A 24,844-nucleotide genomic window follows, 5' to 3' on the forward strand; every position below is an offset into this window, starting at 1 on the left:
CTACGTGCTGAGGCCCCACCAATGTGGGGTTATCGGTCACGCGCGAGATTTTAAATCACGCCCATAACTCAACCAATTGCTCCTGGCTAAGTCCGCGCAATCGAGTTTTCGAATAAGGTCTGCCATTCGCCTCGCACTCATTCAGCTGAATATAATCCCGTACGATCCGGTAAGGCTTGTACCCCTTCACCACGCGACTAAAAGGCCGATACTTCCAAACCTTCGGCCCTTCGTTCTTCGTATCGAAGGTATCGGTCAACCTTTGCGCAAATTGCCCGGCCAATACCCGTAAAAAACTCTGCAGCTGTGACCGCTGTCCGCCGCGCACAAGCACATGAATGTGGTCATGCTGCACTGAAAATTGCTCAACCTTCACGTAAAATTTGAACGCATATTTTTTCAACACCCGTGTAAGCAGTGAAAAATTCCTCGGATGTCGAAGCCCCTTTTTTACGGCGGATTTATTTACTTTGAACACCAGGTGTATTGGATCCTTTGTCGACAAGGGACGAGCACAGCGACCCTTGGACGATTTTCGAAGGGTACCACCGTGACAATGGCGATGTTTCCAATGAGTTTTGAGAGGGAGAAATGTTTGTTGCTTCATACATACTGCTTTCGAACTTGAAGTGGAGTGACCGGTACCCCCAAATGGGGAGTGGAGCACGTACACAGCAAAACACGTTCGCAGCTTACACCGGTTTTGGGCGAATCGCAGGGTGAGTTCTGCCGGGCCTCGGATTGGAGGCAGAGGTCACGCGGATGTTTTAGCGTGACCGATACCCAGAGAGAGTGACTTCAAACATTTGTTCATTGGCGTCGTGGTTCGTTTGATTTTCTGTCGGAATATCGGAGCAGAAAAGAATTTTTGAAATTGTCAGAATTGCAATAAAAACATAATATAGTTTAATGACTTTTCTGCTGCGGATCTCGTTGGTTGTTTTTATTATTTCACTTGGTGCGAATTCTTTTTCTGGGGATATTGATGCCCGTGCCAAAAAAGTTAAAACATACAATGGTGGTTTGGGATTTTCCTTTGATTATTCCGACGAGCAATTCGGGGACCTTTCCTGTGTCGATTGCGATGACGTTGAAAAAGATGGCAGTCCTATTTTAAATCTCAATGCAAAAGTAAATCCACCGGGAGTCGTGGAAATTGTCTATGGCGGTTCGCTATCCACCAGCTCTACCAAAGAATATCTCGATGATCGAAAAAAGTATGATTACGAGATTTTTCACCTGGAGCGACTGCAGGGGCATTTGGTTTTTGACGTATTTTTGCAGGCTCTGCCGGATGCTCATCCTAATTTTGAGACCAATGGTTCCAATTTTACCTGGAAGGCGCGCGGTTTTTGCAACGGGCATATGTTGACTGTCACTTTTGATTACTACCCAAAACCGGATAAAACCAAGCGGGCCGACATCAAGTCTTCTGGTGTGCCACCCCAGCATTACTATGATTTTCTGCGTTCCGTTCGTTGTGCAAGTTGGAGCGACGTGCCTTCCGAGAAAACTTTTAAGTCACCATCAGGTGCCGTCGAAGTTGTCGTAAAGGCCGAAAAGAAAATCACCAGCGGAAATGAGTTTCATATTCTGTACACGTATTCGTTCAAACGTGAGGGCCACACTGCAAGTCTGCAGTCACCTGACACCGTTGCTGGTATTCCTCATTTCGAGCGCGCTTTTAGTAGATTAAAATGGTCCCCTGATGAAAAGACCGTGCAACTGTATAATCAGGTGCGTTCATTGGCTCCGGGTTCAAAATGGGCAAACGCCACCACCAGTCGCGGAGAGCTTTCATGGTTGGATAATAGATACGCGCTTCAGAATCAGGAAGAGGACTGTGGTCGAGGCTTTCTGTTGTTCGATGCGGAAAAGGGTAAAGAGCTCGCGCTTGAGCCGAAAACTCCCAATGTTTCGTTTTCTTTCATCGGTAAACCCGAGCGTAAAAAAGTTCAGGTGCTGTCCACGACAGGAATCTGTTCCGCTGCTCGAGTGGTGGAAAATTGTTTTGAATTGGATTTCAAAAAACCGGTGCTGAAGAAAATCAGCTGTCCGAATGGGGCAAAAAATAAAGGCCCATCCTAGGCCCTTGAACTTCAGGTTAACGTGATCTGAGGTACGAGGGCACTTGTCTTTTAGCTGTCACTGAAAGAGGTTAGGGAACTAGTTCCGCTTCTTACGAGCCTGAGAACGATGCTCTTCGTGCCACGTTTTTCTTTGTGTGTGGTGATGCTCTTTTGCTTTTTCTGATTTTGGCAGATTCTGCAAAGAGGCTTTCAATTGTGAATGCAGTGGCATCAAGCTTACGCCAGACAACAAAAGATTGCGGTACTGTTTCGTGAAACTGTCTGGTTCTGGATTTTCTTCAAACAACAGGCGTTCAATTTCAGCGCGCGCAGTTTCGCCGTGCTCTTCAGAAATCATCTCGAGCTCTGTCATGATGTCGATGTCAGCCATCAAGGATGTCAATTCGCGCAACCATTTATAACGTTCAGCCGTTAGCAGAACATTGAACCATTCATTGGGTTGCGCCTCATAACCCACTTCGCTGTCGAATTGCTCTTTCAACGAATTCAAAACTTCTTTTTGCAAAGCCCAAAGAGCTTGGCGAACTAACATGGCATGGGAGTGATGTGATGATTTGGTCATGCGTTCACTCTACCGTATTGCACGGGCCATGTCACATCGACGCCCAGCTTTTTGGCAGCGTGTAACGGCCAATAAGGGTCACGGAGCATCTCCCGGGCCATTAAAATTAAGTCAGCCTTCCCGGATTGCAGAATTTCTTCGGCATTGTGAGGATCTGTAATCATTCCCACGGCCCCTGTGGCGATGTTGGCTCCATTGCGGACGCCCTCTGCAAAGGGAACCTGGTAACCGGGACCCACAGGAATTTGGGCTTTCGGAACACTGCCACCGGTCGAGCAGTCGATCAGATCCACGCCCTGTTTTTTAAGTTCCTTCGCAAAGGCAATGCTTTGTTCAAGATCCCAACCATTTTCCACCCAGTCTGTGGCAGAAATTCTGACAAATAAAGGAAGTTCTGCCGGCCATAATTTACGAACCGCTGCCGCGACTTCCAAAGGAAAGCGCATGCGATTTTCCAAACTGCCACCGTAATCGTCAGTGCGGTGATTGGATAGGGGAGATAAAAACTCGTGCATCAAATAACCATGGGCCATGTGCAGTTCGATTAATTGAAATCCGGCCTGCAAAGCCAAGTCTGCCGAGTGCACGAAGTCTTGAATCAATTGCTTAATTTCTGGGATGGTCAAGGCATGGGGAGTGTGCCAACCTTCGGCGAACGGGAGGGCGCTGGGGCCCATGGTGGTCCATGCCCCTTGTTCTGGAGTCAGAGGTTTGCCGCCTTTCCAGGCAAGATCGGTGGAAGATTTACGACCGGCGTGGGCTAGTTGTATTCCCGCCACAGTGCCTTGGTTTTTCATAAACTGAGCAATGGGTTTAAACTTTTCCAGCTGCTCCTCGTTCCAAAGGCCTAGACAGCCTGGAGAAATGCGACCGTCTGGACGAACCCCCGTTGCTTCTACGATAACCAGACCCGCTCCACCGACGGCACGAGAACCCAGGTGAACCATATGCCAGTCATTGGGCACGCCGTTTACGGCTGAATACATGCACATGGGAGAAACCGCGATGCGATTTTTAAGTTCAATTGAACGAAGTTTAAGCGGGCTAAAGAGTCGAGACTGATTCATTTCTTACCTCGGTTTGCAGCATCCCTTTTTTTCCAAAATCAGACAATAGACTTGGCAAAACGAAACGTGTCACCTAAACGCTATTGGACTTGGCGACAGTCTTTTTTCAGTGCTAACATTAACAATTGTTACCCCACAATGGGCTCTGGAGGAAGAATGAAATTAGGGAAGAATGTATTTACAGTTTTAGCTGCTGCTTTGATGGTTTTAACACTTTCAATGCCATTCGCTGCTGAAGCGAAAAAGAAAAGCGGCAAAAAAGCTAAAACAAGCCACTCACAAGTTTCTAAAAAGAAAAAAGGTGGCAAACACGCTAAGAAGGCAAAGAAGAAAAAGTCTGAATCTGCTGATATGTCAGCTCAGGCTCCTTCAGCACCGGCACCAGCAGCAGGCGATGCAGTGGGTGTAGTTGAACCGCCACCACTTTAGTATTTACTAACTCAAAGTCCTCCGCCGGGAGGGCTTTGAACTTTGAAGAGTGAACGTTTTGAAAGCAGTCTTGTTTAAACTTAGAAAAGTTCTTTTTAAAGCTGCTCTGCTTTTCGCTGTAACCAGTATTGGTTTGGTTCTTTTGTATCGTTTCGTTCCTGTTTATGTGACACCTTTGATGGTGATCCGTTCCGTTCAATCCGTATTTTCAGATAAATTCGTCGGCATCAATCATGACTGGGTCCCTTTGGAGCAAATTTCACCAGCCATGCAAAAAGCTGTGTTGAAAGCCGAAGACTATCGCTTCTTTGATCACAATGGTTTTGATTTTGATGCGATCGAAAAAGCCATGAAATATAACAAGACCCACAAACGCAGTCGCGGTGCGAGCACAATCTCACAGCAAACGGCAAAAAATGTTTTTCTGTGGCCGACCCGTGATTGGTTTCGTAAAGGACTGGAAGCTTACTTCACGGTGCTCATCGAGTTCACCTGGCCCAAAGAGCGCATCATGGAAGTTTATCTTAATGTGATCGAGATGGGTCCCGGCGTTTATGGTGTTGAAGCAGCTTCGCAAAAGTACTTTAAAAGAAGTGCCAAAAATATTTCTGCAACTCAGGCAAGTTTGATCGCTGCTGTTTTGCCGAATCCACGTCGTTTTCGCATTGATCGTCCCTCCAATTATGTTGTTCGTCGTCAGCAACGCATTCTGTATCGCGTGAGTCCACCTTTTCCTCGCGAAGAGCGCGCGTCCTTTTTGGATTTTCTGGATTTAAAGTTTGAATCCGACGAAGCTCAAGACTAACACTTCGGTAATTCACCCGTTGCGTAAATTCATTTCTGATACTTAATCTCTGCGATTTTTTCTTCACATATATTTTTGTTTACTCCGATTTTTCCGAATGAAAATGCTAAAAATCTGTTCTCATGATTGACCTCAGGGAGCAAACGGAACGTGTTCGGCGAGTGTTCATTACAAAAATATTCATATCCAATTCCATCAGCTCAGGGATACGAATTTATTCCAACACACAACTGCATTCTTGGGCTTACTCGAACGTTGGCACTTACGCCTGAGGGTGCGCAGACTATTTGGAGAAGAGAATATGAATACTAAACGCGTACTAATCGTGTTGGCATCGCTATTTCTAAGCTACGCCTCTCATGCAAATGAGTTCGATGAAGGATCGGGGGAGTTCGATGCTCCGGCAAGACCGGGATACAGTGAAGCGGATATTCAGAAGAAGATCGAGAACGAGATGGCCATCGCTTGTTCTGGGAATTTGTGCAAGGTCGTAGGCCAGGATAATCAAGGATCTGGTTGGACGGTTCAGTTTCAAGTCGGATACGGTAACAACAATAACAACGGTAACGGCGATACGATTTATATCGGCGGAAACAATAACAACGGCAATAACGATGCCTATGCCAGTGTGACCGTGACTTACAGAAATTTCAAATGTCATTCCAACTTGTTGGTGACACCCGCAGTTTATCGCTTTGTGAATACTTACCTTTACAACATGGTCAATTCAGACGGTTCTGTGAAGAGAAACTTCTCTCCTGCTGATCAAACGGTGATTTTGTTTTACACGACAATGTTGAACAAGGTCAGCGCGTGCGGCATGGGTGGCGTGGTTAATTAGGAGCTTTTATGAGCATCAGCGGATCTATTCGTGCATTGGTTGTATTGATGTCTGTCCTGAGCACCTATGGTGTTCAGGCGCAAGCGGCGGCTGCGACGACATCGGTGCCGAATCTTCAGTTAAATAATCTAAGAATCGCGAACAGAGCCCAATGCGCGGTGGATTCCGAGTTTCCGACCGATACGGCATTCATCGTGGTCGACGGCTATAATGCCGGGAAGCTTTCCTACTCCCTGGCCAAGAATATCGGAGGCGATGTCGCTCAAATGAGCACTGAAGGGATGCAGGATTTCCGTGTTGCCGTATCTTTGCTAACAAAGACAATTGCAAACAAACTTTTCACGGGTGCTTTACCCATGCTTCCGCTGAATCTGAAAACTTCCAAGCTAGCCAAATACAATGCGCTGGCAGCCAAGTGCGAAAAGAAAACGTACTGTCCTGAGTTGAATACTTACCTTGCAAAAATTTGGGATAATTCCGAGGGAGCAGGAGTTCCTTGGGCAAGTATTGATAACTTTAGTGCCTCGCAGTTTTTGAAAGCTAAGAAAGCCGACAGAATTGGTTGCTACTATATTAAAAAATTCTCTGGGCTTCAGGGGAATCTGCACACCACGGAATTGGATGCAGCCTCTTTGCAGGATATGGCTCAATCCTATTTAAAATCGGATAAAAACATCACGGCTTGCGAAGACCGGGATGCGACTCTGGATTCGCGCAATGCCATGATTCAGTTGAATCTAAAATTGGATGGCGCGGGCGACTTTAATTCCTATGGTTTTGATTTTTGGAACAGTTTGAAAATCTATCTTTCCTTTGCCTGGAGATATTCAAATCTTCCAGCGCAAGTCAGCCCACATATGGGCGAGCTTTTTAAATCTATCGCGCTCGAAGAGTCCATTATGTTGGTTCCAAACGGGTGTAAGAGCATTGAAAAGCCTGCTTGTGATGCGGAAACTTTGTCGTTGAACTCTATTCGGGAACTGGCGAAGCCAGGACAAAATCCCACCGATTCATTTAAAGAAAATCCAGACGGTCCGGATAAGGGGACCGTTAACAACGGAGCCCGATCTGTGAACGATGATTTTCTGGGAACTCGCGGTTACGAGGAAGCGTCGGACTGGGTGGAAAACTTCCGTAAAAATTTCGTGCAAAATCGTGGCTCGATGAAAAATCGTCTGCAAAGTGCCATACAATTCCTGAATGTTATTTCCGGAGCGATGACGGCAGAGGAATTAAATGAATTCGTAAAACCAATGGCCTTTGCTGGGAACTATACAGCGGCTCATCGTGATGAACTTTATTATATGTGTACCGAAGCTCGCTTGGCGGGTGATAAACGTCTGGATTTCATGCGCACGGGAATCGACCGCGTTAAGCAATTGTCCGTCATGCAGAAAGCTTTTGAAGGTTCGGCGAAATCCTTGGATCAGATGGCTCAGTATTTCGATGCGTCGGCAATCGGTTTGATTAGCTTCTGTGACACTCTGGAAAAGCAAAATATCTGGAATGTTGACGGCTATACCGTGAATAAGGCGGGATTTAACCGTTGGGCTAAAGAGATACTGAATATTCCCCGCGATAAAGACACTGTGACGACTGAGTTTCAACCTATGTCTTTTGGTGCTCCTTTATTAGTATGGGATAAAACCAAGCCTCTGAATTCTTCAAATGTGATTTGTCAGACGGGAATGGACTGTGCCCGCAAATTGACAAAAGCAATGGTGGACCTTTACGCGGTTTCAAAATATGCGGATGCGTTTTTACCGGTATCGTCGACTGTGGCTTCTCCCGATATCTTTAATCCCTATGCGGATCTGAAGGCTTGTAAAATCTATGATCCTTGGTTCCAAACTCGTCGAGCGAACAAACGTCTTTTTGCAGATTTAACTAGCACGGTGTTGTTTGGTTGGAATGCTTTACCTCTCTATATTGACGTGGACTTCACAGCTCCTAAAGTGACCAGCCTGCAGCAGTTGATTGAAAATGGGACCGTTAAATTTGACCCCGCGATTCAGAAATCCAAAATGCAGTATTCCGTATTGGCAGATTTCGGTCCGCTGGTGGGGGCGCCGTGTGCGGTTTCTATTGCTCCGAACAGTGCCAAGGCCTTTAACTTTTACGCTTTCAATGGAATCACATTGAATTATTGTAAATCACGGGCTGACGGAACGGCGATTGGTGGCGATAACGGTTCTGTTGATAATAAGGTGCCTAAGGCGCGATCTTACTGCGGTGGCTGCTCGATTAACTTTGTCGGTGTGACGTCGGGTGCTGCGATGGCGACGGCGAATGCCTTGCCGATCAATCCGATTAAATTGGGAATCTATTTTTTCCGCTCTATCCAGCGCTTTGTGGATGCTAAAAAAGACAAAGTGAATATTCCAATGTCTTCGGATGTGAATCTGCAAAAGGTTGCAGAGACTTATCAAAAGTATGGCGGATATATCCCTGAACACTGCGTGGAGCAGTTGGGTGCAGGGGTGGGTTGTTACCAAAATATCTGTATGGCTAAGGCAGTTGACGCCTTTGAGAAATACACTGGCAAAAAGGTGATTGACGTGAATACGTCAAACTCCGGGCCAACAAGTTCCTCCATCACTAAAACTATCTCTATTAAATCGGCACTTTGTGATGGCGAAGTTCTGATGAAGTTTAATTGCACAGACGACGGCAAAAAGTTTTCAACATATGAGCGCTTTGGTGGGTTGTATGGCCGCACCAAAGAGTGTCGTGATGCCATTGGGCAGAATTTTTGGGGGCACTAATGAAAGCAATCGTATTGGGACTTTTGTTGGTGGTGAGTTCGGTCAATGCCTGGGCTTTGAAAATCGAGTCAGAATATATTCAAACTATCACTGGGCAATATGTAAAGACCACGAAAGTGAGCTGTGACGAGTCTTCGGCAAATCACTGCACGCAAATCTGTAACAATCCCATTTTGTGTCAGCGCCGAGAGCCTTATTGCCGTAACTGTGCCGGAACATCGTCGCCACTTTTACGCCAGCTCTTTACGGAGTTGTCGCATTTGTACACGGTAAAGTCTCAGCTGACGGAGCTTTCGCCTTTGGTGAAATTTTTGGCTGAAGAAGACTATGTCCTTTTGGATTTAAACAGCGTGTTTAATTATTACACGCCGGTGGGCGGGGAGCCCTTTTTAAATGAACTGCGTAACTTCTGTGGGGATCGTGCGGATTCCGCGTTGTTGGCAGTTCGTTTAGATGAAGTTCATCAACCTGCTTCTTTGGATTTTATTTTATGTCCTGATGGTTCGGGGCAGACCTCTGCTTTTGAAGTGGCACCGAGAACTCCAGGAATTCAGCAGCAATTGAAAACAGAAATATTTTTTAATTTAAACTGAGTATTTCAGTTTATTACAACAACTCCCTTACAGGGGAAAAGGAGAACAACATGAAGCGTTTTGTAAAAGGTTTGGCTACAGCAGCCGTGACCTTCATGGCGATGCAAGCGAACGCCGTGCAAGTTACTTATACATTCAGAGTGAACAGCTCTGGTCCAAGCATTTATCCGTGTAACGCGGGTCTATTGACTGAGAATCCATACGAAGGTGACAAAGCAATTTGTTATACGGCGGATACTCATGAAGTCTGTAGCCCTGATTGCGTGGGTGTAGACTGTCAAGGTAAAGACAACGGCAAACCAGGTCCTGAATTGCCAGGTCCAAACCCACATCCACACTCTGCGGCGATGGAGTTGTTTGGAGGCGATCACCACCAACCACCAAGTCATCAACCACCGAGAAAAAATGCCTGCGAATGTACAACAGCGTACGGTCGTAAAAATGGTAACTATCTTCACGCGACTTACACTCCATGGGGTGAAAACAACGATCCACACAAAGACGTAATCTCTGGTCAGGGCAATCAGTTTGCTAAACTATTCAATGACGAAGTAACACCATACAAAAATGTATTGCAAACTTTGGCATTCAACCTTGGCAGCGAATTGTATACTGCTAAGTATTTCGTGGATATCTGCTACCGTGGTTCACAAATTGACTACGGCACGATCAACACGTCTTGGAATATCTTGGCTGAGACGGCAGTAACTGATTTTGGTTTCGCACCAGGTGGCCAAGGTTACAGCAAACTTTCAGATCTGGAAATGAAAGCTTACGTGATCTGTACAACCCAAAATAAGACTTGTGAACATGGCAATTGCAACGACTACGATACAGCTATCGATGGTGCGCAAGTGGCTCAGTTCAACAACTCTTTCTTGGACTACTTGGGTCAAGGTAAATTCAATTACTCTGACAAATCTAACTGGGTACCGGCAAAAGGTTCCTTCACACAGTTGATCGACAACAAGTATGAAGACCTTGGCAACCATGCAGCAGCTAAATTCTGTAAAATCCGCTACGTTTACTCCGAAACAAACGGTTTGGATAAAGACAAAGCTAAACACAGAAAGTGGCAAAAACATGGCGCAAATATTTGCACTCACACGAAAGTGGAAATGGCATCTATGGGCGAATGCACAAACTGTGGTGGCGGCCACAAGCACTAATTCGATAAATTAATAGGAGAGGAGACTCTATGTCTAAAGTTAATTTGAATGCAAATTCCGTTCTTAGAGGCGGCAGGCTCTGGTCTCTTCTTCTTGGTTCATTGTTGACCGCAAATGCATCATTAGTATCCGCAGCTTGTGTGGTTGATAACGACGAAAGAATCGAACTAAATATTTCCCCCGAGACTCAGTCTTGGGGGGATTATAACGGAAACCGCCTGATCACGGCTTCCCGAGTATATAAATGTGAACAGGATGTGGGCCGTTATTTAATGCTCTCCCTGGGCGCAACACAGTGGAGCGAATCCACGGATGTTAAAGACACCTATATGTTTGATACATACGAGCCCCCAAACTGTTCAATCAATAATTCAAAATCTTTTGCCGCTTACACACCAGAGCGTACAAAAGCCAATTTCAGTCGCCAGTACAAATTTATCAGAAGCTGTTTCGATCTGCGTGTGGTCGATGTGGGGGGAGCCCAAATCATCGCTAAAGAAGATCAGGACTTCTGTAAAGTTGAAAGAACCTCTGATGGCGCTGTTATCCTTCGCGGTGATATGTGTTTCTTAAAAATTCGCGCTCAAAGTAACTTCGCGGTCCAACCAATCCTTAAGGACAAATGTGCTGATCCAGAATATTTGCGTTCGATCGGTGTTCAGGCTCAAGACATTTATGCAAACTTGAATATTCTGACCACCGGAGATGATTCGGGTTACAGTGAAGATGTTGATAACATCGGCAGCCGTGCCATGCATATCAGCATTACACCTAATTCTAAGCTTTTAAATTTATCTGAAAACTATGGTTCCAGTGTTCCAAGATTTACGACCAGCTATAATATCAATGCGGACTGGGGAGATCTTAAAATCCACACCGACTTTGAAAATAAAACCGAAATCGGTCTTTCGTTCTTTGTTGCCAACATGACGAATGAAAAGTGTCTGGGCGGAGAATGCTCAAGCTCTTCAAACTTCACTCAACCTTTCGTGGGTCAGGTGGAGCTATTCAAACTTTCAAACGGTCGTCCGCCTAAGTTAGTTGAAGAATGGTGGGACGGTGGCTTGGTGCCACCGAATTGGCAGGGCTTCGTTAAAGGAATTCAGTACCGTGTTCCAGATAAAGTGGTTGAGGCAGGGGGACGTTACCGTATGGTCGCGACATTCCAGGATCCTACCGATGATTATGCGATCTTCTTGAACGGTCTTCGCCAGATGTTGTTGCGCATGTACGATGTCGATGGCGCTACGGTGGGAATTGATACTTTGCCTGCTATATCAACGTTATCTACCCTGGGAGCTATTCCCGGATTTAATGGCACTCGAGTTTTAAATCAAAACAATCAAAGTGTGGATTTGTCTGAGACCCTTAAAGGTTTAGAGGAAATCATCGCTTCAACGGTATGGCCGCCATATTACGAATCTATTTGTGATAATGAAAAATGCACGAAATTCGCGAAACGCAAGTTTCATCAGCGCTTGGTTTTGGAATTCACGGTCGAAAAACCTGAAATTGGTGACGATGAAGTGAAAATCAAAGACGTGCGTATGCAAAAAATTTCTCCGGTATTTGATAGCTATCCGATGCAGAAGTCGGAATTTATCAAATTGCAGTGTGGAGGCTAATAAATGAAACAAGCACTGCTGCTTTTGGTTTTCATTCTGGGAAGCGTTGCTGCGCACGCAGACGTTGCGATTCAAACCGCGGTCGACAATACTACGGCAGAGGAGCTATATCTTTGCAACGCCAGCCTTCGTCATCCGACTTTTCAGGCGGAGCAGGAGTGTTTGAATCTTTCAACAGGAGAGGTTTGTTCTCCTTTGGATAGCGATCCCAAAAAAGGTGCTTGTGTCTGTCGCGCTAAAACCAATTACGGAGATCAGATCATTGGTTGGAATAAAGACGAAGATTATGCCGTCGTGATTGGATCAAACGATTGGATGAGTTTATTTTCTACACAAGATTCTTTCGCTAATAAATTGGCGCGGTTGGATATTTCTTTAGGAAGTGAAAACCTGGGGGCCGAGTACTCGGTACGTTTTTGTTATTTGGGTCCCCAAGAGGTTTTGCAAAGACAGGGGACTACCACCACAGATTTGACAGAAGGAAAGTATTTCGTCGACGTTTCTTTGGCAGGTTCGAACTACAATCAAGCCCTCGACACTGTGGGCTTTTCATACCAGTGTGATTATCGCTATCGCGGGAATCAAACGGGCCCTCGTAAGAAAAACGACCAGGGACCCTCCAAGGGAGTGGTCGAGAACGACGATAGTGCTAGCTATACGATCTTTGGTAATTCACCAGGTTCTCGCCCTGGATCCGTCAATTTCTTGCAGCGCGCGCTGTCACTGAATTCCTCAGCCTCACAGGTTCCGCGCTTTTGCGTGTTTGAATTTAAATTTAAAGAACTGTCAGGAAAAAGCCTAGGCCGCAATACCAACGCCAGCCAAGTCAACTTTTCCGGGAAGCTTCGCATTTGCAAGCAAGGTACGTGTCCGTCCGGCTTCTAAAGTAGCTTGTGTACCAGCGTGGCAATTTTTACTTCCGCTGCGGTTCCGCAATACGTCGAAATTTTCCGGGCTGACCTATCACAAGTGTGCCAACGTCTGAAGACTTACAGGTTATTGTCGATGGGTCCGCCGAGAGCTTAATCTTGGGATTGTTCGAGGGACTTGTTGGTAAAATTCCATCCATTGACTTCTTCTGATTCGAATCGTTGAGTCCGAGACGTTTGCGCATTTGTGGAAGGAACTTACCGGACGATTCGGATTTTGTATTCCAATGGACTAAGGCTTTCGCAGAAGAATGTCTTCCCGGTGACAAGCGTACCGACGAGCAGTGGATGGAATTCGTCACGACGGTCATTCGCCGACAGGGCGCGCACCTTTGGATGGATAACGCCAAACCCGTTTCAATGGCCTTTGCCAGTCGTCCGACAAAAAATGTTGGATCAGGGCAAACAATTCTGTGTGCTTTACACTGACATCACCAACCCAACTTCGAATAAGATTTATCAGCAAGTGGGATATCGTGAAGTTGCTGATTCACGGCATTTCAACTTCGTCTAAAACTGTTCAGTATTTAATTCAAAATTAAGAACAATGATCGGGGAATAGGGCCCAAAGGGGGTGTTCCCCGAAAGTTGGGATCACTTATTTACAAACCCTCTGTGTTTTTACGCAAAGTATGCGCACAATAAAACACGGGGGATGTGAAGAGTGTCCAGGTTTAATGAAAAATCCAAAGAAGAGCTCATACAACATATCGAAACGCTCGAAAAAGAGCTTGAAGAACTGAAAGCTAAAAAGTCCTTTAGCTACGCTCCTCTGACGTTTGAGTCAGCGAGTATTCTTAAAGAGCGATACGAAGAATTACGCCTAAAGAATCCCAGTTTCTCACTCCGCTCATTAGCCCAAAAAGTAAAAATTTCCCCTGGGAAAATCTCGGACATATTCAATGGTCGCTACCAGTTATCACCAGAGTTGGCGAAAAGAATCACCGATAATTTGGAAATGCCTCCTAATAAGAGGAAGGAATTTTTGGATGCAGTCGCCAATGAAACCAATCGGGTTGAGGCCTATCGTGACTATGTGAAGTCAAGTATGGATCGAGCGAATTTCAATTTCAAAAGGACCGAGCTCACTGATCATGAAGGGATTGAGGTGATCGACCATTGGCTTTATATCGGCCTATTAGCTGCTATGAAAATTGAGGGTTTCGACAACACCATCACGTGGTTGGCCAGACAGCTAAAGATGGCTGAATCCCAAATTCAACCGCAAATGGATAAGTTAGAAAGATTGGGTTTAGTGGAAAGAAATGAAAACAAGTATTTCCCCATCCCGCAGTCTACAGGCTTTAGCAGTTCAAAATCCAATGACATTGAGAAAAGAAAAGGCGCCAAGAAAGCGTCAATTTCAGCTCTTCGCTATTTAGCAGATGACCTCGAGAACAGAACTGAACTGGATGATGTGGAAGCTTTGAAGCGAAAAAAGAAAAACCGTGATCTGTGCTGGGTGGCTGCCGTTGACAGCACCAAGCTTGAAGAAGTCCCAGATTTCTTAGGGCAGACAGTTCTAAACTCAGGGCAGCAGATCAAAGGCAATCCCGATCAACTTTATATGATCATGTTGAGTTGCCGAGAGATCGGGCGAAGACCGGATGAAAATTTTTAAACTAAATATGTTGAACAAGGGGATGTCATGATGATTCGTGTACTTTTAGGATTGCTTGTTTTGGGGATGTCTTTTGTGGCACATGCCGAGGACTATTGTGATAAGTATTTTCAAGAGACGGGGCTGGTTCAGAAGGGACAAAATCTCCTGAATTTGGTGAAAACAAGCAGAGTGATTTCAGAAGAACCAAACGTTCCCCCGGGGATGTGGGGCATTCAATATATTATGAGTGAAGACGATATCGGAAAAACAGTTCTGACCGAGAAAGACAGTTCGGGTAAGTGTATTCCGACCAGAGTCTATGTGGGGAAAGACCCGAAAAATGTCTCGTTGGATTTAGTGACATGCAAAAGGCTCGACAACTTTTTTAGAGATCATGGCAAAGATGTTAAAAAATGCGGAGCGATGGCAACGGAGTTAGCGCAACTCTTTGAAGGAAGCCCCTGGAAGGCAGAAAATCCTGATTTCACAGCTGGGGAAGTGTGGGGTGCTTGCCAAGGGAACAATACATTTATGAAAATGGTAAAGGATCCTAAAGTGGGAGCATTTTTGGCCCAAAAAGTTAAAAACGAAAAAGCCTCCTCTCAAAAAGCCAAAACCGTAAAGGGCGTAGGGACGCGATAGGGCGAAATAACTTAGACGTTGTTCCCATCTAAAGCTTGACCCACTCCTGTGTGGGTACAATGATTTGGTCATGAAGATGACTGAAGATATCTATGAGATGCTGGTGGCGTCGCCTGAAGAGGCGAATAAGATGGCATTGCTCTTGTTGCAGTCGGTTCATTCTCAAGAGGAAAAGGATTCCATCAATTGGGCCAGAGCCTTTGCACTGGTTGAAATGAAAGAGTTTCCAGAAGCCCTTGAAATCTGGCAGGAGATCTTTGATCGAACACATGATCATAAAGCCTTGCACCAAATTGGATATGTTCACAGATCCGCCGGCAACTTACCAATGGCGGTTAACGTTTTTAATCAAGAGTACGCCCTGATCGCACAAACAGATAAGCAATCACTGGCGGTAAATCTTTATGAGCAGACATACTGTCACATTCTTTTGGGATACCACCGCAAAGCCGTTGAGATGTTCAGTCTTTATGAGAATTTGAAAATGGGCGAGTTTGACTTGATCGAGCGAGGCTGCTTTTTCAGATTGAAAGGCGATCTTTTTAAATCCACTGATAAGAACGTCGCGAAAGAAGCCTATGAACAAAGTATACAGTTCTTCACCCAAGCTAAAGACGAGACGGCCGTTTTAGAAGTTCAGCAAAAGCTTTCTTCTGTCGGCTAATGGTTCGGCTCTTTTAAGCCTCAAAAAAAATCCCGCCTTATGAGCGGGATTTTTCTAAAATCTAACTTTAAATTTTAAAACTACTTACCTTGAGCTTTTGCGGCCATGTCGATCATGATTTTATCGCAGGCTTCCAAGTCAGCTTCAGTGATTTCGTAAACTTCTTTGCCTTCAAGATACTTTAGTAGCGCTTCCATAACGTTTTTTGGAAGGAATGAAAGTACGTTGCCAGATTGGTATTCACGCTCTTTTTCGTCGTAAAGACCCAAGAACGTTTCGTCACGGAACCAGCTTTGTTTGTTAGCTTTTTGGATTGTTGCCAATTCGTCGTCAGACGGATCACGTTGCAAGAATTCAAAGAAGAAGCCTGATGGTTTAGCGCCTGGCAAGTACCACTCACCAGAGAAAACCTGAATCAAGTTTTCGTGATCGTCTTTCAAGATCGGAGTCACGAACTGAACACCACGCTCAACCATGTGTTTATGGAAAGCGATCAAATCTGGAGTACGCAAAGCCACGTGCTGAAGATGTGCCGTGTTTTCGTGGCCATCCAACATTTGGCGAACGTGTGATGGTTGATCTTTGGGTTCAGAAGGTTGAACCAATGCAAAGATAGTTGGCAACGGATCATTGGCTTTTGATTCCCATGTACCCACGCGAGTTGCGTAAGTCATAGAAACGTCTTTAGCGCCGTCTTTACCTTTGCGTTTTTTTTCATACAAAAGGTCGTCAGGAGTTGTTCCGAAAATATTGCGGAAAACGACATAAGAAAGTTTGTAAAGATTTGGATGGAACAACATTGTCATGTGGTCCACAGCAAAGTTCATAAATGCTGGTTTTTGCTTCATAGTTTCTCCTGAATTTATGCCCCGATACTAGGAACCCTTACTACGCGGGTCAAGTGCTGAAATACACTTTCTGATGAAAAAAGAGGCAAATCGGTGAGCGAATCCACCGTAGCTGGAGAAGATTGAAAGGTGCCAGGTCCTATTTACGGAAGCACCGCTTCCGTAAATAGGACCTGGCACCTTCTTGGAATGCGTTAATGAGAGCGGCGATTTTTTTTCTTCAAGCCGTGGGAAGCCAAATACTCGTCTGTCTTAGCTTCCACTTCTTCGAGTCCTCCGGGAGTATTTTTAAACGAAGAGCCCAATTCTCCGCGAGGACTGTCTTCAGAACTGCGATCGGGAATTCCGCGCAACGATGAATCCAAAGCATCAGCTGCCAGATTCATTTGTTCCAGCACATCAATTTCACCGCGCATAAAATCGGATGGAAGATCTTCAAGAGTGTCGAAAGAACGGTCTGTATTTTTCATGGCTTTTTTAAGATCTTTTACTTCCACTTTGGAAGTTTGATCTTTGTCGACCAGGATTTCGTTTTCATCGGCGTGATTATTTGTCGCTTCACCACGGTGAAGACCAGAAAATGAGGGGTTCGCATTGGGAGTAGCCATGATAGACCTCCTGAAGTATTGCTACGCCCTCATTATATAACAACGAGTGATGTTCTTTATTTGTTTAACGGCAAGGCGAAGGAACTAAACGTCCCTTGCCATGTGAGTGGCTTCAAGATTTGCATCCCAGTCCACAGTAAGCCCGATTAAAGGCCGTTCTTGCATAACCGTACTCCCTTTAAGGACATCGGAGAAATAAACGGCTTCTTCCTGAATGATTGTAATCAGCTGGCTGTAATAAAGCGGAGCCAGCTCGTGTCCACACTCCGTGCAGACGAACAATCCTTGGTCATGTTTGCTGTGAACAGTGTCGCAGTGGTGGCAGCGGCGAAAGTGTCTATTGTTTTCCATATACGTCCCTCATTAGTAGTAGGTCTAGGATAGGTCCCATTAACTAGACCCACAAGACGTCGTCTCAATAAAACCGTAAATCTTTTAAACAAGTGTTCCAGTTATGAGAATCCAAACACTTAGCTTGGGGTCTAGATCACCAGTGAGACACTTCACTTCTCGAATTGAAACACCGATTAGAAATGCATGAAATCTGTGTCTTTATTTAAAACCCTCGTCTCCCGTTTTGGGGTGGAGCTCTGCCTGCTGGTGCTGGTAGTGGTGGGTTATTCAATGTTCCAAGAGCATCATTCGTTGCAGAAAGCTTTGCTGCCAACGGAGTCGGTGAATTCCTTGCAGAACATATCCGGAATTTTAAATGACGTAGATCGCGCCAAGAAGGAATATTTCCAAGACAGCACTCCGGAAAAATTGGCGGCCTTCAACTTTCAAGTTAATAAAATCAATGACGAATTGGGTAAACTTTATAAATCCGTAAATGGTCGCTATGAACTGCAGATGCAGGTCTATCAGCTGAATCAAAATCTGCACAAGCAGTTTGAAACGGCGACGATGGAAATCAAGCAAAACCACACGGCTCGTAAACCGTCGAACACCGAAGACTTCAATCAACAAAAAGTTTTAGAGATGTTGCAGTCTCATCGTAAGGCCCAACAGGACTTCGTGCAGATTGGTGAATACAGTTTCCTCAGAAGTGAATTGCTTTTGGCGATTATGGGCATGTTTGGTTTGGTGATTATGCTAAGCCGTTACTGGCAGTACAATGATTTACGTGAACAGCGCGAGATCGCGACGGGTCTGCAAACACGTTCACTGCTTTTGGATACGATCCTGGGGAGTATGAGCGAGGGCATGATCGTGGTGAACAGCCATGGTCATTTTACTCAGTACAACGCTGCTGCACAACGAATCGTCGGAACCAAAGTCAAAGAGGTCGGAACTGAAACCGGTGCTCGTGAATTGGGTTTCCACGATGAAAACCAAAAACTCCTTTCAGCCAAAGATCTGCCATTTCATCGGGCGCTGTATGGTGTGGAAGTAGATGAGCTTGAGATCTTTGTGCAAAATGCCACTCACCCTGACGGCACGTTTATCCTATTAAGCAGTCGTTCGATCAAAGATATCGATGGCGGTATTTCTGGTGCGCTGGTGGTCTTCCGCGATATCAGTCGCAGAAAACAAGTCGAGTTGGAATATGCCAAAGCCCGGGAACTGGCTGTTGAAGCCTCGCTTAAGAAATCAGATTTCCTGGCAGCCATGAGCCACGAAATTCGCACGCCCATGAATGGTGTGATCGGGATGAGTACGCTGCTGGCGGACACGCCGCTGCAACCGGAACAAAAGGAATACGTCGGCACGATCAAGCGTTCTGCGGAATCCTTGTTGATGCTTATCAATGATATTCTGGATTATTCAAAAATCGAAGCTGGTAAAATCAGCTTGGATCCTCAACCATTTGATTTAGGTTTCCTGACTCGCGACGTGGTCGAAATGTTTCGCCCAACAGTAAGCGAGAAAAATCTGGAGATGGATTTCAATATCTCGCAACGTGCGCATATGTATTTCCGGGGAGATCAGGGTCGCATTCGCCAAATTCTGGTGAACCTGATGGGTAATGCCGTGAAATTCACCAGCCAGGGCACGGTGGGATTGGATGTTTCGGTGCTGGATTCGGCGACAGGTCCTTCGCTTTTAAAATTCCAAATTCGCGATACAGGATTGGGTCTGCGGGAAGATGAGCGCAAAGCTTTATTCCAAAAATACTTCCAGGCAACTGCCGGCAAAAAATTCGGTGGTACAGGTTTGGGTCTATCGATCTGTAAACAGCTTGTGGATCTTATGGGGGGCCAAATGGGTGTGGAAAGCACTTTTGGTCTGGGCTCGACATTCTGGTTCACGTTGCAGCTTCCGGTGTGCAGTGCGGATGAAGTTCCAAAGGCTACGACGGATAATAACTTTACGGCGCTGTTCAGTGGACGCATCCTGGTGGCTGAAGACCAAGTGGTCAATCAGCGTGTAGCGCAGAGCTATCTGCAAAAGATGGGTCTGCAAGTGGACATCGCACCCAACGGTCGCGTCGCAGTCGAGATGGCGCGCACAGGGAAATACGATTTGATCTTTATGGACTGTCAAATGCCGGTGCTGAATGGATTTGATGCAACAAAACGCATTCGCGAGGAAGAGCGTCGGACAGGCACAAGCCGCCATATTCCGATCGTCGCTTTGACAGCAGAAGGCACCATTGCTGATAAGGCCCCATATATGAATGCGGGTATGGATGACTATTTATCCAAGCCCATCGAGCTTCCGCGCTTGGTGGAAACTTTGCAGAAGTACGTTAAAGTCGGGGAGGCCGCAGTGATTGACATGGCAGCTCTTCAAAAACTGCAGAAATATGCCACAAAGGATAATGATTTAGTTGCAGCTTTAATTGAAGAATTCGAAAAGTCTGCTCCGGAATTAATTTTGGCAATGAGAACACCTGACTTCAGCGAAGCAGCCCATGCGTTGAAGTCCACAGCCGCCACTCTTGGAGCAAAAATTTTGGCAGAATTGTGCCAAAAACTTGAAGCAGAAACAAATCCGGAGCACATTAACAAGTGGGTCGCGCTAATTGAAACTGAATATATTCGCAGTTTGCAGGATCTGAAAAACTACATCGGCGACAAAGGGGCTGCCTAAGGAAGGTAATTATGGCCAATATACTTATCGTAGATGATCAAAAAAGTATTCTGATGACTCTCGAAGCTTTACTAAGCTCCGATGGACACTCTGTCGTACAGGCAACCAATGCCATCGATGCCGTTCATCATCTGACACAAGAAAAATTCGATCTGGTTATCACGGATGCTATCATGCCAGGTGGCAGCGATGGATATGCTCTGACACGCACGATCCGTAAGCAACCTCAACTGGTTAAGTTACCGGTGATTTTGCTAACAGGTAAGCGTGAAAAAAGCGACGTGGAAAAAGGGTTGGAAGCAGGCGTAAACGATTACATCATCAAGCCAATTGATCCTGACATGTTGTTGGCAAAAGTGCGCACGATTGTTTCCGCGGACGCGAATCAAGGTGCGGCATTCAGTGACGCCGCTGTTTCAATAAAAGCCGAGTGGGAAATCAAAAATGAAATCGTCGCGGTTTCTGAGCTGGGTTTCACTCTGCATTCATCAGTGCCGATGCCAATTGGTAAGATCCTAAGAATTAAGAGTACGATCTTTAACGAAATTGGTATTGATCCAGTGGCCATTCGCATTGATTCCTGCGAAGACTTAAATCCCATTGAAAACGCCTGGAAAATCCACGGCCACTTCGTCGGTATCGCTGAAAAAGAACTAACTCCACTGCGCCTGTTCATTCGCGCCAAACAAAGCAAAGCCAGCTAACAGCTGGCCTCCAAAAACTAGTGCGGGGCTGTCGACCTCATATGTCGTCGACAACCCCGGCTTTAATGTCTTTTATTTTCTAATTTTCAATTTCCATTACTGACAGAACGGAAGAGACTTCACCATGGATTTGATTGAAGTCAGCTGATTGTATTTGCCACCTGGTTTAAGAGTCGACCAGTAAACTCCTGAAGTAATCGCGATCGTATTTTTGTTTTTGATCTGTTTCGCCATGATACCTACACCACAATGAAGGTTGATGTATGGATCAAGGATCGTTTTCTTAGGGCTTGTAGAGCTTAAGTTTTTATCTTTGCTCCAGTCAAACTTACACCATTTGTCCCATTGGATATCCTGGTAGGACAACTGTAACAAACCTTCAGAGTAAACTGGCTTTTTAGTAACAGCATCCGTACCCATTGTTGTTTCGTGCATACGAGAAAGTGGGTTGTAAGCACTTTCATAGCGAGCAACTGCCACGAACAATTGTGCCCAAGCATTTGCTTTTTGGTTGTCGTTTAAGCTTGAGTACTTAGGACAGAAGTTTTTCATGTCGCTAGCACCTTTAAGAAGGCTGCTCCATTCGCCCAATACAAGTGTTTGCAAGTATTGAGACCATTGTTTGCGTTCTGGGTGCGCGGATGATTCCCAGGCAAGGGGAGCCATCGTGTAACCCGGAGCAGGCGTCGGAGACGGAGCTGGTGTTTCAATCGGTGTTGGTGATGGGGTCGGAGTCGGTTCCGGGTTCGTCGGAGCCGGAAGACCTGTACCACCTTTATCAAGAACCGCGTAGATCAAAGATCCACCTTTAAGTGCGTTGATAACTTGAGTGCGGATGCTCATGTCGACAGCTGGGCAACCCCAAGAACGACCTTGAATCACTGATTTTTCCTGAACATAAGAAGCACCGTGGATCACGATAGCGCGTGAACGGGCATTCGAGTTTGTTGAAGAAAGACCATCTAGACGAAGGGAAAGACCATGGCTGCCTGAATATGTTTCAGCAGTACGATAGAATCCCAACGAGGACTTATTGGAACCAGAAGTGTTCGAGAACGAAGTCGCGAAACCATCGTGGTTTGGATCAGAGTTTTTCCCGTGGGCTACGTGAATTGGCCAAACTCCACCGGAGTTCAAGTCAATGATATAGAAGCGCGGTGTTTTGGAACTTTGCGAGAAATTGATGATAGAGATGTAGTTTTGATTTTTGAAAGATGATTTATTTTTTTCAAAGTAAATCAAAGCATCAATCAACGCTTGAGTCGGAACGATGTTTTTAGGGTCCACATGATCGTACTTCATCAAGATTGTTTCTTTATCGTAGGCAGAGATCGAAAGATCTGGGGCAGCCATGGTTCTTAGCATTGGTTCAACGACTGCTGGTGTGGTAACTACTTGCTCTTCTGCAGGATCATCTGGAAGAGTCGGTTCAGTTTGGGCTTTTGCATTTGCTGCGATACCCAGGGTTAATAAAGTTGCGGCGAAAAACAGCGTGGCTCTAGAACGTACAGAAGAATTTTGCTTTTTAACAAGCATCGTTTCCTCCTGTGCGGAATTACACATTCATGTGCGTCAACAAAGACTAGCCGAGAAAATTACGGCGCGGAAAAATACATTACGGGAGACGTAAAAATAGGACGAACATCCCTCGTTTATATAGAGAGCACTCATATATTCCTGAACGGAGGGCTTGTGTATTTATGACTGTTGTCTGGGAATCGTTGATGAAAATCTCTAACCTGATTTCATGAAAACAAAAAAATGGAAGCTATTTGCGATATCGATTTCATTGATTTGCAGTGGGTGTGGCAGCTCAAATCCCTTTATGGATGCGTTTTTGGGCGGAATGTCCGTCACCAAGGTCGAGAGCTATTTCGATTTAGATCAAAAGCAGGAAAAGGAATTTGAGAAAAATCTGCAGCAGGATCTGGCGCGATTAAAGCAGGAGCAGATGCAAAAGTTCGCCAACTCCATGCGCGAAATTGATCATCGTATTCCCACAGAGAAAGTGAATTCCGAAATTCTCAGTGAAACCTTCGACGTGCTGGAGAAAGAATATGACCGCTCTGCCAGCTATTTTAAAAATTCAGCATGGAAGATGGTCTCTTCTTTAAGAGAAGAACAATTTCTTTATTTTGAAAAGAGAGTCAGGAAAGAAATCGTCATCGCCCGAGAGCAGGTGGTGGAGAGCAAGAACGAAGAGCTGCTGCAAAGGTTTCGTAAGCAGATTGCATACTGGGTAGGGCCCACGAGCATCCATCAGAATCAGGCGATTCAACATTTCATAGCAAATGAACCCTTTCCCTGGAAAGAGCGTATCGACAATCGCGAAAGTATTTTGAATAACTTTATGGCGCAACGTAAAGATCCCGTAAAGCTTCGTGCGATGACGGAAAAGTTTTTGGAAGACTATGATTCCTTGCGCACTCCCGAATATGCTCAGGCCATGCAAAACTATGAAGGAAAGCTTAAGGGATTTTTAAACAAGTTTTGGAGCACGTTAAGTTATGATCAAAAGCAGGCGATGCAAGCTAGCCTTAATAAACAGGCACTAGAGCTGGATCGCATGGCCTCAACTCAATCAGATGTATTTAAATAAATGCTAGACTGGGCCTTCGGGCTCCAGAGTTGCATGTATTCTTGCATGATCTCTATAATGGGGATTCGGAGGAATGCATGAATTTACTTTTACTGGCCGCTTTGTTGGCACTGACCGCTTGTACGACCTCGCCAACAAAACCGACACCTTCAAAAACTCCTCCAATGGCGACTGAGGTGGGACAAGAAAGCAGTCCTGTCGATCCTGTCGCAATTCAAAGAGCCCTTCATCTTGATCGCAATGTTGAACAACTCGGAGTTGAAGAGAAAAGTTTCAACTCCTGTGAAATGGGTTACGGATATTCTCGCAATAAAGATTGTCGAACGATGTACATGACCGTGCTTAATGTGCGACTTTTGTGTCGCGATACCGAAGGAACTATTTCGACAGTGCTGACTGAATCAGATGTCACGCCGATTGCAGGACAAACGATCCGCTGGAGTCTAAAAAATGTTCAGGGAGAGTACCAAACTGACGGTTTAGGGTATGGCCAAATCGTCGCTTTATCGCCTCGATCCCAAAAGCGGGAAAGGGTCCGTATATCCTACAAAAATGAGTTCTTATACATGCGGGCAAATGAAATCACGAAAGTCATCACCCCGAGACCCTGGTGTTCCATGTGATGCAGGGTGTCAATATGCATAAAAAAGCACATTTTGAACTTTTTTTTGGTTTAGTGCTTCGGTTTTCATGAATTATAGTTTAGCTATTAACAGAATAACAGGTCTCTCTTTGAGTTCGAGGCAATTATGCCATCTCCTCAACAGTGGGCTACCAAATGCCATTTTAGGAGGTATTAAAATGGGTAAAAAAATCTACGTAGGAAATCTTTCTTACCAACTAGACGAACAAACTCTTGCAGACGCTTTTGCTGAATTCGGTAACGTTGAATCTGCACGTATCGTAACTGATCGTGAAACAGGCCGTAGCAAAGGTTTCGCATTCGTAGAAATGTCTACTGATGATGAAGCTGCTACAGCAATCGCTAAATTGAACGGCGCTGAACTTTCTGGCCGTGCAATGAACGTTTCTGAAGCAAAACCAATGGCTCCTCGTGAGAACCGTGGTGGCGGCTTCGGTGGCGGCCGTGGCGGCGGCGGACGTGGTGGTTTCGGCGGTGGTAACCGCGGTCCTCGCTAGTTCCTAGCTGACTTAATTAAGTCTTCAAACCCTTGGTCTTGTACCAAGGGTTTTTTTTGCCCAAAATCAGTAACCTCCTCCTTGAGTTCAATTCCCGAAAGTTTCAACCTGATAGAGACGGATTTTGT

General features: G+C 45.5%; 24 protein-coding genes. 17 read left to right on the forward strand and 7 right to left on the reverse strand.

Features of this window, described 5'->3' with window-relative positions; all coding sequences use genetic code 11:
* Positions 1-55: 55 nt before the first annotated feature.
* Positions 56-607 carry a transposase gene (locus HW988_RS04550; RefSeq protein WP_181606401.1) on the reverse strand — a complete coding sequence of 184 codons (552 nt, stop codon included), beginning with the start codon at positions 605-607 and terminating at the stop codon, positions 56-58.
* A gap of 302 nt (positions 608-909) precedes the next feature.
* On the opposite strand from HW988_RS04550, the gene HW988_RS04555 reads away from it, so the two are divergent.
* Positions 910-2,088 carry a hypothetical protein gene (locus HW988_RS04555; protein ID WP_181606402.1) on the forward strand — a complete coding sequence of 393 codons (1,179 nt, stop codon included), beginning with the start codon at positions 910-912 and terminating at the stop codon, positions 2,086-2,088.
* Positions 2,089-2,166: 78 nt separating this feature from the next.
* Here HW988_RS04555 and HW988_RS04560 read toward each other — a convergent pair whose 3' ends face one another.
* Together HW988_RS04560 and HW988_RS04565 are read right to left on the reverse strand one after the other, a co-directional pair.
* Positions 2,167-2,652 carry a hypothetical protein gene (locus HW988_RS04560; protein ID WP_181606403.1) on the reverse strand — a complete coding sequence of 162 codons (486 nt, stop codon included), beginning with the start codon at positions 2,650-2,652 and terminating at the stop codon, positions 2,167-2,169.
* Positions 2,649-3,719 (reverse strand): NADH:flavin oxidoreductase/NADH oxidase, encoded by a 1,071-nt coding sequence (locus HW988_RS04565; protein WP_181606404.1) that lies wholly within the window; start codon positions 3,717-3,719, stop codon positions 2,649-2,651. Before HW988_RS04565 ends, HW988_RS04560 begins: the two co-directional genes overlap by 4 nt.
* A 156-nt stretch (positions 3,720-3,875) precedes the next feature.
* Between HW988_RS04565 and HW988_RS04570 the strand changes: the two genes are divergently transcribed.
* The 11 genes from HW988_RS04570 (at position 3,876) to HW988_RS04620 (ending at position 15,784) form a co-directional block, all read left to right on the forward strand.
* Positions 3,876-4,148: a hypothetical protein gene (locus HW988_RS04570; protein WP_142699237.1), complete on the forward strand. Its 273-nt coding sequence runs from the start codon at positions 3,876-3,878 to the stop codon at positions 4,146-4,148.
* Positions 4,149-4,206: 58 nt separating this feature from the next.
* The gene (gene mtgA / locus HW988_RS04575; protein WP_220128795.1) at positions 4,207-4,953 is read left to right on the forward strand and encodes a monofunctional biosynthetic peptidoglycan transglycosylase; all 747 of its coding nucleotides are present in this window, start codon (positions 4,207-4,209) and stop codon (positions 4,951-4,953) included.
* Between the two features lie 301 nt (positions 4,954-5,254).
* Positions 5,255-5,794, forward strand: coding sequence for a protease (locus HW988_RS04580; protein WP_181606405.1), 540 nt, complete (start codon positions 5,255-5,257; stop codon positions 5,792-5,794).
* Positions 5,795-5,802: 8 nt separating this feature from the next.
* Positions 5,803-8,559, forward strand: coding sequence for a hypothetical protein (locus HW988_RS04585; protein ID WP_181606406.1), 2,757 nt, complete (start codon positions 5,803-5,805; stop codon positions 8,557-8,559).
* Positions 8,559-9,152, forward strand: a complete 594-nt coding sequence (locus HW988_RS04590; RefSeq protein WP_181606407.1) for a hypothetical protein — start codon at positions 8,559-8,561, stop codon at positions 9,150-9,152. The genes HW988_RS04585 and HW988_RS04590 overlap by 1 nt, the downstream gene beginning before the upstream one ends.
* Positions 9,153-9,202: 50 nt before the next feature.
* Positions 9,203-10,321 (forward strand): hypothetical protein, encoded by a 1,119-nt coding sequence (locus HW988_RS04595; protein ID WP_181606408.1) that lies wholly within the window; start codon positions 9,203-9,205, stop codon positions 10,319-10,321.
* A gap of 29 nt (positions 10,322-10,350) precedes the next feature.
* On the forward strand, positions 10,351-11,946 hold the full coding sequence (locus HW988_RS04600) for a hypothetical protein (RefSeq protein WP_181606409.1): 1,596 nt from the start codon (positions 10,351-10,353) through the stop codon (positions 11,944-11,946).
* 3 nt (positions 11,947-11,949) lie between these two features.
* Entirely contained in the window at positions 11,950-12,831 is an 882-nt protein-coding gene (locus HW988_RS04605) for a hypothetical protein (protein WP_181606410.1), read from the forward strand.
* 708 nt (positions 12,832-13,539) lie between these two features.
* Positions 13,540-14,496 carry a TIGR02147 family protein gene (locus tag HW988_RS04610; RefSeq protein WP_181606411.1) on the forward strand — a complete coding sequence of 319 codons (957 nt, stop codon included), beginning with the start codon at positions 13,540-13,542 and terminating at the stop codon, positions 14,494-14,496.
* Positions 14,497-14,523: 27 nt separating this feature from the next.
* Positions 14,524-15,120, forward strand: a complete 597-nt coding sequence (locus tag HW988_RS04615; protein WP_181606412.1) for a hypothetical protein — start codon at positions 14,524-14,526, stop codon at positions 15,118-15,120.
* Between the two features lie 70 nt (positions 15,121-15,190).
* Positions 15,191-15,784, forward strand: a complete 594-nt coding sequence (locus HW988_RS04620) for a tetratricopeptide repeat protein (protein WP_181606413.1) — start codon at positions 15,191-15,193, stop codon at positions 15,782-15,784.
* 80 nt (positions 15,785-15,864) lie between these two features.
* Here the strand turns inward: HW988_RS04620 and HW988_RS04625 are convergent, their stop codons facing one another.
* From HW988_RS04625 to HW988_RS04635, 3 genes are all read right to left on the reverse strand, one after another.
* Positions 15,865-16,632, reverse strand: a complete 768-nt coding sequence (locus HW988_RS04625; protein WP_142699245.1) for a hypothetical protein — start codon at positions 16,630-16,632, stop codon at positions 15,865-15,867.
* A 194-nt stretch (positions 16,633-16,826) separates the two neighbouring features.
* Positions 16,827-17,240, reverse strand: coding sequence for a hypothetical protein (locus HW988_RS04630; RefSeq protein ID WP_181606414.1), 414 nt, complete (start codon positions 17,238-17,240; stop codon positions 16,827-16,829).
* A gap of 84 nt (positions 17,241-17,324) precedes the next feature.
* Positions 17,325-17,591: a hypothetical protein gene (locus HW988_RS04635; RefSeq protein ID WP_181606415.1), complete on the reverse strand. Its 267-nt coding sequence runs from the start codon at positions 17,589-17,591 to the stop codon at positions 17,325-17,327.
* A gap of 186 nt (positions 17,592-17,777) precedes the next feature.
* Between HW988_RS04635 and HW988_RS04640 the strand changes: the two genes are divergently transcribed.
* Together HW988_RS04640 and HW988_RS04645 are read left to right on the forward strand one after the other, a co-directional pair.
* The gene (locus HW988_RS04640) at positions 17,778-20,273 is read left to right on the forward strand and encodes a PAS domain-containing hybrid sensor histidine kinase/response regulator (protein WP_181606416.1); all 2,496 of its coding nucleotides are present in this window, start codon (positions 17,778-17,780) and stop codon (positions 20,271-20,273) included.
* A gap of 11 nt (positions 20,274-20,284) precedes the next feature.
* Complete coding sequence (locus tag HW988_RS04645; protein ID WP_181606417.1) at positions 20,285-20,977, forward strand: response regulator; 693 nt, start codon at positions 20,285-20,287, stop codon at positions 20,975-20,977.
* Positions 20,978-21,073: 96 nt separating this feature from the next.
* Here the strand turns inward: HW988_RS04645 and HW988_RS19105 are convergent, their stop codons facing one another.
* On the reverse strand, positions 21,074-22,513 hold the full coding sequence (locus HW988_RS19105) for a murein L,D-transpeptidase catalytic domain family protein (RefSeq protein ID WP_255490201.1): 1,440 nt from the start codon (positions 22,511-22,513) through the stop codon (positions 21,074-21,076).
* 211 nt (positions 22,514-22,724) lie between these two features.
* On the opposite strand from HW988_RS19105, the gene HW988_RS04655 reads away from it, so the two are divergent.
* The 3 genes from HW988_RS04655 to HW988_RS04665 all read left to right on the forward strand — a co-directional run bounded on the left by HW988_RS04655 (position 22,725) and on the right by HW988_RS04665 (position 24,716).
* A complete protein-coding gene (locus tag HW988_RS04655; RefSeq protein ID WP_181606418.1) occupies positions 22,725-23,576 on the forward strand; it encodes a DUF6279 family lipoprotein in 852 nt (283 codons plus the stop codon).
* 77 nt (positions 23,577-23,653) lie between these two features.
* Positions 23,654-24,199 carry a hypothetical protein gene (locus HW988_RS04660; protein ID WP_142699251.1) on the forward strand — a complete coding sequence of 182 codons (546 nt, stop codon included), beginning with the start codon at positions 23,654-23,656 and terminating at the stop codon, positions 24,197-24,199.
* Positions 24,200-24,377: 178 nt separating this feature from the next.
* On the forward strand, positions 24,378-24,716 hold the full coding sequence (locus HW988_RS04665) for an RNA-binding protein (protein ID WP_142699252.1): 339 nt from the start codon (positions 24,378-24,380) through the stop codon (positions 24,714-24,716).
* Positions 24,717-24,844: the final 128 nt, after the last annotated feature.

This window comes from Bdellovibrio sp. KM01, assembly GCF_013752535.1.
In the GTDB taxonomy this organism is placed as follows: Bacteria; Bdellovibrionota; Bdellovibrionia; order Bdellovibrionales; family Bdellovibrionaceae; genus Bdellovibrio.